The organism is uncultured Tepidimonas sp. (assembly GCF_938045175.1).
Taxonomy (GTDB): Bacteria; Pseudomonadota; Gammaproteobacteria; order Burkholderiales; family Burkholderiaceae_C; genus Tepidimonas.
In genome coordinates this window covers 1-9,183 of the sequence record NZ_CALIND010000098.1, presented here as the reverse complement: position 1 = coordinate 9,183, position 9,183 = coordinate 1, and the positions used below count along the sequence as shown (strand labels likewise).

Here is a 9,183-nt window from a genome sequence, read left to right as displayed (position 1 = left end):
ATCTCGTCGTCCCCGGCCCAGCCGGTGGCCAGCAGCACCGCGCGGCGCGCCGGATCGGTGGCCAGCCAGTCGCGCGCGCGCGACTCGGCCAGCCGCGACTTGCCGCTCTTTTGCCCACCCAGAATCAGTTCGCAACGCGGTGTGTTAGCCATAGCGGCAGCGCCATGCCTCGATGATTCGATACAACTGTTCCACCCCGTCGGTCAACGCGGCGGGCCCCGGCTGCAGGATGTCCGCCGATTTGATCTCGAACAACTGTCCGTCGCGCACGGCGGGCACGCGCTCCCACCCGGGGCGCGCGGCCACTCTCTCGGGTCGGAACTTCTTGCCACACCACGAACCGATCACGATGTCAGGCGCCCGCCGCACGATCTCGGTGGGGTCGGCGATGATGCGGTCCTTGCCCAGCGGGCGCTGCGCCAGTTCGGCAAAAATGTCCACCCCGCCAGCCAAGCCGATCAGCTCGGATACCCAGCGGATGGCGCTGATCGGTGGCTCGTCCCACTCTTCGAAATAGACGCGCGGGCGCCGCTTGCCCTCGGCATCCAGCCGCGCGGCTGCCTGCGCAATGGCCCGCAGCCGCGCACGCATAGCCGCGATGCGAGCCTGCCCCTCGTCGGCACAGCCCACCATGGCGGCGACCTGAAACAGCATGGAAAAAATCTCGTCCACGCTGCGCTGGTTGAACACCGTCACGGAAACACCGGCGCGAATGAGCGCCGCCGCGATGTCGGCCTGCAAGTCCGAAAAACCAAAGACGGCATCCGGCTGCAGCGCCAGGATTTGATCGATCTTGGCGCTCAAAAAGGCGCTGACCTTGGGCTTTTCGGCGCGTGCGCGCCGCGGCCGCACGGTGTAGCCGCTGATGCCGACGATGCGGCTCTCCTGCCCGAGCAGGTACAGCCACTCGGTCGTCTCCTCAGTCAGGCAGACGATGCGCTGCGGCCCGCGATCCTCACTCCCAGTGAGGTGCTCGATCACATCGCGTGGCTGGATCGCCGCATCGACCACCGAACACGGCCGTCCCCACTGGTCCTCGAATACCACCTGCTGAAGCGGCAAGCGCGAAGCCCAGCCGACTTGTTCGAGCAGTGGCAAGTCATAACTGCCGTGCACGGGGCCCAGGCAAAGAATCGCAACCGGCAAGGCGTCAGCGGGCAAGCCTAGACAACGCGCGACATCCGAGGGCTCGAAAATCGATACCCATCCCAGCCCCAGCCCCTCGGTCCTCGCTGCCAACCACAGATTCTGAATCGCGCAGGCCACCGAGGCCAAGTCCATGAAAGGCATCGTGCGCCGGCCCAACACATGGGCTTGGCGCCCGTCGGCCAAGGCGACCACCCATACCTCGGCGGCATCAAGAATACCTTGCACCTTGATGCGGAGGAAATCCTGCGAGCGCTCGCCCAGTGCCTGCGCAGTGCGCAGACGCTCTTGCTCCACCAATCGGTGCAAATGTTGCCGGATCGCCCCGTCGCGAACTCGAATGAATCGCCAGGGCTGCATGTATCCCACGCTTGGGGCATGATGCGCTGCCAACAACAAGCGCGCGAGTGTGCGCGCATCCACCTCACCGCCGGCGAAGTGGCGCATGTCACGGCGCTCGAAAATGGCCCGATAGACCCCTACCGCCTCTCGAGCCGGCAGGGCCGATAAGCGGTGCACGGCTACGGGCGCTTGCGCTTCCATCCCACCGTCACGAACAGCCTTGGTCTGTTGCGTCATAAGACGTCTCCCCCCAATAACCACGCCGTCGCCACTGGATTGGACGCAAACCACGCATGGAAATAGCTCGCCCGCAGCGCGTTGTTCACATACACGGCCTCCCCAGGTCGTCGGCCATGGGGCGACTGGGTATGAAAGACCGCCCGCGGCGCGGTCGACGACACCACAGAATAGTGAAACGTATGCCCACGCAGCTCGCCGTAAGGGGTGTGCCACGCCTGCGGCCCCAAGGCCGCCAGCCGGGTTTGCATGCACACCTCCCCCGGCAGCAACCCCCACATCGGCACCCGCTCACCGCTGGCCAAGGTCAGCCCCTCGAAGAGCGGCATCATGCCGCCACACTCGGCCCAGACCGGACGCCCCGACGCGACGTGCGCCACCAGCGAGGCGCGGCAGCGCGCCGCTCGCGCCAGCGCGGGCGCGTGCAGTTCGGGATAGCCCCCGGGCAGCCACACCGCGTCGCAATCGGGCACAGGCTCGTCGGCCACGGGCGAAAAAAAGACCAGCCTTGCCCCCAGCGCGCGCAGCGTCTCCACGTTGGCCGGGTAAATGAAGCCGAACGCTGCGTCGCGCGCCACCGCGACCACGCGCCCCTGCAGCAGCAGCGGCACGGGCTGGCTAATCGGCGGCTGAAAGGGAACGGCCCAGCGCTGCCAACCGTCGGCGTCGAGCCGCCCCAGCGGCGTGCCCGCCAAGCCATCGGCCAAGGCGTCCAGCCGCGCCATCGCGTCGTCCAGCTCGCTGGCCAGCGTCAACCCCAGGTGCCGCTCGGGCAGCGCGCCGCGCGCTTCGCGCCGCACGGCGCCCAGCCAGCCCGCGTCGATATCCTCGTGACCATCCCCGGCATCGCCGCCACACACCGCAGCCCGCAGCATGGCTTCGTGTGCATCGCTGCCCACCCGGTTGGCCAGCACACCGGCCCACGGCAGGCCCGCTCGGTAGTGGCGCAGCCCATGCACCAGTGCGCCGAACGTGCCCGCCATCGCCGACGCGTCGATCACCGCCAGCACCGGAATGTCGAGCGCCATCGCCAAGTCAGCCGCGCTCGGTTGCCCGTCATACAGCCCCATGACGCCCTCGATGAGCACGACGTCCGCCTCCTGCACCGCCCGCCACAGGCGTGCCCGGACGTCGGGCTCGCCGTTCATCCACAGGTCGAGGTTATCCACCGGGTGGCCGGTGGCCAAGGCAAGCCAGTGCGGGTCCAGAAAATCCGGACCGCACTTGAACGCCCGCACGCGCATCCCTCGGCGCGTCAGCAACCGCGCCAAGCCAGCGGTGACGCTGGTCTTGCCCTGACCGGAGGCCGGGGCCGCGATCAGCAGCGCGGGGCAGCGCATGGCGGCAGCGTTTACAGCGGCGGTCACCGGGGCCATGACCCGGCCTCAGCGTGGGGCCCAGGTCAGGCCGACGAACACCGTGCGGCCCGCCGTGGCATAGCCCAGCACCGATTCGTAGGCGCGATCGGTCGCGTTGTCGATGCGCGCGAGCAAGCGCCAGTCGCGCCCCAGCGGCCGCTCGGCCGTCAGGTTGAGCAGGGTGTACCCAGGCAGCCGCTCGGTGTTGGCCGCGTTGTTGTAGCGCTCGCCCACGTATTGCACCTCGCCACCCAGGCGCCAGCCGGCCAGCGCGGTGTCGGCCGTCAGGGTCGCCTGCGAGCGCGCGCGGCGTGCCAGCCACTTGTCCGTCAACGCATTCTTGGGCCGCATCACGTCCCACGAGCCGCCCAGGTTGACCGGACCGACCCGGGTGCCGCCGCTGAACGTCACCCCCGTGATGCGGGCCCGCCCGACGTTGCCGTAGCAACCGGCGTACGTTCCTACGCCGTTGACGCACGGCCCCGGCCCACTCACGTAGTCGATCAGGTCGCGCACGCGGTTGCGGTAGGCCACCACGGCCAGGCGGTCCGTGCCGGATTGCCAGTGCACACCGGCCTCGACGTTGTGCGCGGTCTCGGCCTTCAGGTCTGGCGTGCCGTAGATGCTGAAGCGCTGAAACAGCGTCGGCACCCGGAACGCCGTGCCCGCCGACGCCGTCAGGCGCAGCGTGCGGCTGACGTCATAGCCATAGGCCAGCAGCCCGGTGGACTGACCGCCGAATTCGCTGTCGTCGTGGCGCGCATTGACCTGCAGGTTGTGCGGGCCCGCCCGCCAGCCGTAACCCACGGCCAGCGCATTCTGGTGCCGGTCGGTGCGGGCCGGCGTGGTGCTGCGGTTTTGCAGCGCATCCTCGCGCCGCTCCAGATCCACCGTCATCAGGCCCTGGCCCAGCCGCACTTCGTTGCGCAGCAGCGCGGTGGTCACGCGCGTCTCGGTCAGGTACGGCGACGGCGTCGTCTCGTAGCGGTCGGTGCCGCGGGTCAGACTGGCGCGGGTGGACCAGACATCGCTCCACTGCGCCGACCAATGCAGCCCGGCCGTGCGCAGGCGATGCAGGCTCTGGTCGTCCAGCCCAGGCGTGAAACCGTCGTAGCCGGCGCGCTGCCGGCTGTCCAGCAGCGTCACGTCCAGCTTCTGCCCGGGGGCCACCTGCCAGCCAATGCGGCCGGACAGGTTTTCGTTGCGGTAGCCGTCGCGGTCCGGGTTGCCTAGCTTGCGCGCATTGAAACCGTCGCTGCGCTCGGTCCCCACGCCCACCGCATAGTCCACGCCCTCGGCGCCGCCGCGCAGCGACACCCCGAGCGTGCGCGTGTCGTGACTGCCCAGCCCCACCCGCACCGAGGGGAAGAACCCGGCCTCGCCCTGCCGCGTAAAGATCTGCACGACCCCAGCCAGCGCGTCCGAGCCATAGATGGCCGCGGCCGGACCGCGCAGCACCTCGATGCGGTCCACCTGCGACAGCGGGATCGCATTCCAGGTCGCCCCGCCGGTGGATTGCGAATCGATGCGCACCCCGTCGATGAACACCGCGGTGACACGGCCCTCGGCGCCGCGCAGGTAGACGTTGGTCGTCGTGGCCGGTCCGCCGTTGCGGCTGATGGTGACACCCGGCACCCGCGCCAGGACATCGGCCAGCGCGGCGGCGCCGCTGCGCTCGATCGTGTCGCGGTCGATCACCGTCACATCGGCGATCACGTCGGTGATGGGCTGCTGCGAGCGGGTGGCACTAACCACCACCGCCCCCAGGGACGGGCCGGCCCCAGCCGGGGTGTCATCGGCCGCATGGGCCAGGGGTACACACAACAAGGCACCCACCGGCAGGGCAGGTGCGAGCGCGGCCGCGGCGGCGCGCACGAGAGGCGTTTTCATGAAAGCACGAACCAAACGAACGTGTCCTCACCGCCTTCCCCGACGGTGCGTGGACGTCACAACCGGCCCGACCGCGTCGAGCCGATCACCGCGTTGGCCGGTATCCGGGCTGGTGGAAGCAACCTTCGCGGGCCTTCCCAGATGCCAGGCATCCAGTGACCGACGGGCGAAAGCGGGATACGTGCGCGACACGCACCCGTCCACTTACCGTTGCGGGGGCAGCGCTGGTTAGGACCCGGCCGCAGGCCGGCAGTCCCCCCAGCTTCCCGTTTAACTGCGGCACGAGAACCATGCCGCGAGCACCAACGTGCAACGATTGTAGTGCGAAGGCTTGCGCCAACCCTACAATTCGTGGGTCATGACACCCGCGATCATCGAAGAACTGGCCCAGCGCCTCGACCGCTTGCTGCTGCGGTACGAGGAGTTGCGGCGCACGCAGGCCCTGCTGCAGCAAGAGGTGCGGCGCTTGACGCTGGAGCGCGACCAGTTGCACGCCCAGTGCGCAGCCGCCCGCCAGCGACTCGATGCGCTGATCGCCCGCCTGGGCTCCGCAGAGGACGAGCCATGAACAAACCCGCCATCAAACAGGTCGAGGTCCAGATCATGAGCCAGACCTACCTGCTGGCCTGCCCGGTCGACGGTGAAGAGGCGCTGCGCGAAGCGGTGGCCAAGGTGGACGCGGCGATGTGCCGCATCCGCGATGCCGGCAAGGTCAAGGCGCGGGACCGTATCGCGGTGCTGGCGGCGCTCAACATCGCCTTCGACGCCGCCCATCGGGATCCGGCACTGGCGTTTCGGAACTCGTCGTTCGGCGCGCCCGATGGTGCGGACGGCGGCGACAGCGCAGCGTTGCCCGCAGGAACCGAAGAGGCACTGCGGACCATGGTGGCGCGCATCGATGCGGCGCTGTCCGACGACGACCGGCTGCTGTGATTCTCGGCGCGGCCAGCCACCGCGTCAGGTGCTCCCGACACCCCAACCGAGGCGTACAATACGAAACGTCTGCCATCCGCCGGGCTTTATATTCCTTGAACCAATGCTCTTAGAGCCCGGGCTTGGTACATTGCGCAGTGGGCGTGATCGTCTCGCGTCAGACGAACCCGAAGCTGCGCTGCCCTCGCCCACCTGAACCCCCGCGTTCAGGATGCCGGCCTGGCGGCTTGGCAGACACCCTCGCTGATTTCCCCTCACGCCACACCTTGACGGCGGTGCTGCCACCCCCCGGCGGTGCTGGCGGCGCCCTCCCCTCGAAATGCTGGAACCGTTGTTGATCGCCGAGCTCGTCGCCCTGGGATTGGTGACGGGATTTTTGGCGGGCCTGCTGGGCATCGGCGGTGGCATGTTGATGGTGCCGTTTCTCACCTTCATCCTGCACCATCGGGGCGTGGCCACCGATCTGGCAGTGAAAATGGCGATTGCGACGTCGATGGCGACCATCGTCTTCACGTCACTCTCCAGCGTGCGCGCGCACCACCGACGCGGGGCCGTGCGCTGGGATCTGGTGGTGCGGCTGGCACCCGGCATCGTCCTTGGCGCTGCGCTGGCCGGCGCCGGTGTGTTCCGCATGTTGCAGGGCCGCTGGTTGGCGCTGCTGTTCGCCGGGTTCGTCGCGTTTTCGGCCACGCAAATGCTGCGCGCGCGCCCGCCAAGCCCTGGTCGCGGGCTACCCGGCCCGGCGGGGCAGCTCGCCGCGGGCGGCGCCATCGGCTTTCTGTCCGGCCTCGTGGGCGCGGGGGGTGGCTTCATCAGCGTGCCGTTCATGACCTGGTGCAACGTCGCCATGCACCAAGCGGTGGCCACCAGTGCGGCCTTGGGCTTTCCCATCGCGCTGGCCAATGGCGTCGGCTACGTCTGGTCGGGGTGGAACGTGGCCGGGCGCCCGCCAGGCTCGCTGGGCTACATCTATCTGCCAGCCTTGGCTGTCATTGCCAGTGCAAGTGTGCTGATGGCACCCATGGGCGTGCGCGTGGCGCACGCGCTGCCGGTGCGCACGCTCAAACGCGCCTTTGCTTTCATGCTGTACGCGCTGGCGGCGGCGATGGCCTACCGCGCGTGGAGCGGTTGAGGCGCGACTACCACACCATCCTCATCGGCATAGAGCCACTCACCAGGCCGGATCATCACCCCTTGCACCAACACGGGACCATCACGCTGGCCCTGCCCGCGCTTGTCGGTGGGCATCGGGTGCACCGCCAGCGCGCGTATGCCCACCGCGCAAGCGGCCAGCTCGGCCACGTCGCGCACACAGCCGTCGACGACGATGCCCGCCCAGCCGTTGCGCGCCGCCGCTGCTGCCAAATTGCCGCCGACGAGCGCACGCCGCAGCGACGCCCCGCCATCGACCACCAGCACGCGGCCTTGGCCGGGCTCATCGAGCGCGGCTTTGACCAGGCTGTTGTCCTCGTGGCATTTGACGGTGCTCACCGGCCCGGCGAAGCGCACGACACCGCCGAAATCCCGAAACACGGGCGGTAGCACCCGGAACTCACCGCTGCTGTCCCCCTTGTGGGCATCACACAGATCGCAGGTGGAAAAGGCGATCGAGGTCATCACATCTCCCGAAACATGCCGCATCACAACCCTGCCGATCATAGACGAGGACACCCAGGCGTCTGCGCCACGCAACGCCCGCGGCGCCATGCCCCCGGGAAAACCCACCCTCCGGACTGAAACGCACGCGCCACACTGGAAAAACCCCGTCTTTGGGGTTACGATGCGATCATCCACGGGGTGCCCGCTGCACTTCGTGGCCGAGCACGCAACCAACCAAAGGAATCTTCCATGGCCACTGCGAAAAAAGCTGCCACCACCACGTCCAAGCCCGCGACCAAGACCGCCAAGCCCGCTGCTGCGCCCAAGCGCGCCGCCAACTCGGCGTTCATGAAGCCGATGACGCCCAGCGCCGAGCTGGCGGCCATCGTGGGCGCCAAGCCGCTGCCGCGCACCGAGGTGACCAAGAAAGTGTGGGAATACATCAAAAAGAACAAGCTGCAGGACGCCGCCACCAAGCGCATGATCAACGCGGACGCCAAGCTCAAGGCCGTGCTCAAAAAGCCGCAGGTGTCGATGTTCGAGATGACCAAGATCATCAGCACCCACCTGTCCTGATCGACACCGCACGCCGGCAGCCCATGCGGCCGGCGGCGACGCAAGAAAAAACCCCGCCGCAGCGGGGTTTTTCATGGTCCAGCGCAAACGCGTGATCAGCGAATCACGGCGATTTCCGAACGCTGGCCACCCTTGTAGGTGTACAGCGTCAACGCGCCATTCTTGATGTCACCCTTCTCGTCGAACTCGATCTGACCGGTCACGCCCTTGTGGCTGATGGCCTTGAGCGCAGGCAGGTACTTGGCCGGATCGGCGGAGTTGGCGTTTTGCATGGCCTTGGCCATCACGTGCACGGCGTCGTAGACGTACGGGGCATACACCTGGACATCCATGCCGAACTTGGCCTTGTAGTCGGCGCGGAACTTCTCCATACCGGCCTTTTGCTCGCCCTCAACGCCACCCGCTTCCGCGCAGTACACCTGCTCGTCGGCCATGCCGTCGCCCGCCAGCTTGGGCAGCTCGGACGTGCAGATGCCGTCGCCGCCCATGAACTTGGCGTTGATGCCGAGCTGCTTCATTTGCTTGAGCATCGGGCCCGCCACGGCGTCCATACCACCGAAGAACACCACGTCGGGCTTCTTGGCCTTGATCTTGGTCAGGATGGCGTTGAAGTCGGTGGCCTTGTCGTTGGTGAACTCGCGACCGATGACCTTGCCGCCGGCGCCCTTGACGCCCTTCTCGAACTCGTCGGCGACGCCCTGGCCGTAGGCCGTGCGGTCATCGATGACGGCGATGGACTTGCCCTTCAGCTGCGTGACCGAGTACTTGCCGAGCGTGCCGCCCAGATGCACATCGTCAGCAACGACGCGGAAGGTCGTCTTGTAGCCGTTGCGGGTGAACTTGGGGTTGGTGGCGGACGGCGAGATCTGGGGGATGCCGGCGTCGCTGTAGACCTTGGAGGCGGGGATGGAGGTGCCCGAGTTCAGGTGGCCGATGACGCCGTTGACCTTGGAGTCGACCAGCTATTGCGCGGCGGCGGTGCCTTGCTTCGGATCGCCCGCGTCGTCTTCGGCCAGCAGTTCGAACTTGGCCTTCTTGCCACCGATGGTCACGCCCTTGGCGTTGAGTTCGTCGATGGCCATGCGGGCGCCGTTCTCGTTGT

General features: G+C 67.8%; 8 protein-coding genes, 3 pseudogenes and 1 riboswitch. Of the genes and pseudogenes, 4 read left to right on the top strand and 7 right to left on the bottom strand.

What is annotated here, in order from left to right; genetic code table 11:
• The 5 genes and pseudogenes from Q0716_RS05195 to Q0716_RS05175 all read right to left on the bottom strand — a co-directional run.
• A pseudogene (locus Q0716_RS05195) lies at positions 1 to 152 on the bottom strand (bifunctional adenosylcobinamide kinase/adenosylcobinamide-phosphate guanylyltransferase); the annotation flags it as partial.
• Positions 145 to 978 carry a cobalamin-binding protein gene (locus tag Q0716_RS05190; RefSeq protein WP_299020443.1) on the bottom strand — a complete coding sequence of 278 codons (834 nt, stop codon included), beginning with the start codon at positions 976 to 978 and terminating at the stop codon, positions 145 to 147. The pseudogene Q0716_RS05195 and the gene Q0716_RS05190, both read right to left, overlap by 8 nt.
• 42 nt (positions 979 to 1,020) lie before the next feature.
• Positions 1,021 to 1,689, bottom strand: a pseudogene (gene bluB / locus Q0716_RS05185) (5,6-dimethylbenzimidazole synthase); the annotation flags it as partial.
• A gap of 32 nt (positions 1,690 to 1,721) precedes the next feature.
• Positions 1,722 to 3,101 (bottom strand): cobyrinate a,c-diamide synthase, encoded by a 1,380-nt coding sequence (locus tag Q0716_RS05180; RefSeq protein WP_299020437.1) that lies wholly within the window; start codon positions 3,099 to 3,101, stop codon positions 1,722 to 1,724.
• 9 nt (positions 3,102 to 3,110) lie between these two features.
• Entirely contained in the window at positions 3,111 to 4,973 is a 1,863-nt protein-coding gene (locus Q0716_RS05175) for a TonB-dependent receptor (RefSeq protein WP_299020434.1), read from the bottom strand.
• A gap of 77 nt (positions 4,974 to 5,050) precedes the next feature.
• A riboswitch (cobalamin riboswitch) is annotated at positions 5,051 to 5,295 on the bottom strand.
• Positions 5,296 to 5,331: 36 nt separating this feature from the next.
• Here Q0716_RS05175 and Q0716_RS05170 point away from each other — a divergent pair.
• The 3 genes from Q0716_RS05170 to Q0716_RS05160 all read left to right on the top strand — a co-directional run bounded on the left by Q0716_RS05170 (position 5,332) and on the right by Q0716_RS05160 (position 7,038).
• Positions 5,332 to 5,541, top strand: coding sequence for a DUF904 domain-containing protein (locus Q0716_RS05170; RefSeq protein WP_299020432.1), 210 nt, complete (start codon positions 5,332 to 5,334; stop codon positions 5,539 to 5,541).
• Between the two features lie 11 nt (positions 5,542 to 5,552).
• Positions 5,553 to 5,906 carry a cell division protein ZapA gene (locus tag Q0716_RS05165; protein WP_299020440.1) on the top strand — a complete coding sequence of 118 codons (354 nt, stop codon included), beginning with the start codon at positions 5,553 to 5,555 and terminating at the stop codon, positions 5,904 to 5,906.
• 319 nt (positions 5,907 to 6,225) lie between these two features.
• A complete protein-coding gene (locus tag Q0716_RS05160; RefSeq protein ID WP_299020429.1) occupies positions 6,226 to 7,038 on the top strand; it encodes a sulfite exporter TauE/SafE family protein in 813 nt (270 codons plus the stop codon).
• Here Q0716_RS05160 and rraA read toward each other — a convergent pair.
• Positions 7,017 to 7,523, bottom strand: coding sequence for a ribonuclease E activity regulator RraA (gene rraA, locus Q0716_RS05155; RefSeq protein WP_299020427.1), 507 nt, complete (start codon positions 7,521 to 7,523; stop codon positions 7,017 to 7,019). The two genes, Q0716_RS05160 and rraA, sit on opposite strands and share 22 nt — an antisense overlap.
• 180 nt (positions 7,524 to 7,703) lie before the next feature.
• Here rraA and Q0716_RS05150 point away from each other — a divergent pair, with 180 nt between their 5' ends.
• The gene (locus tag Q0716_RS05150; protein WP_299020425.1) at positions 7,704 to 8,081 is read left to right on the top strand and encodes an SWIB/MDM2 domain-containing protein; all 378 of its coding nucleotides are present in this window, start codon (positions 7,704 to 7,706) and stop codon (positions 8,079 to 8,081) included.
• 95 nt (positions 8,082 to 8,176) lie between these two features.
• Here Q0716_RS05150 and Q0716_RS05145 read toward each other — a convergent pair.
• Positions 8,177 to 9,183, bottom strand: a pseudogene (locus Q0716_RS05145) (branched-chain amino acid ABC transporter substrate-binding protein); the annotation flags it as partial.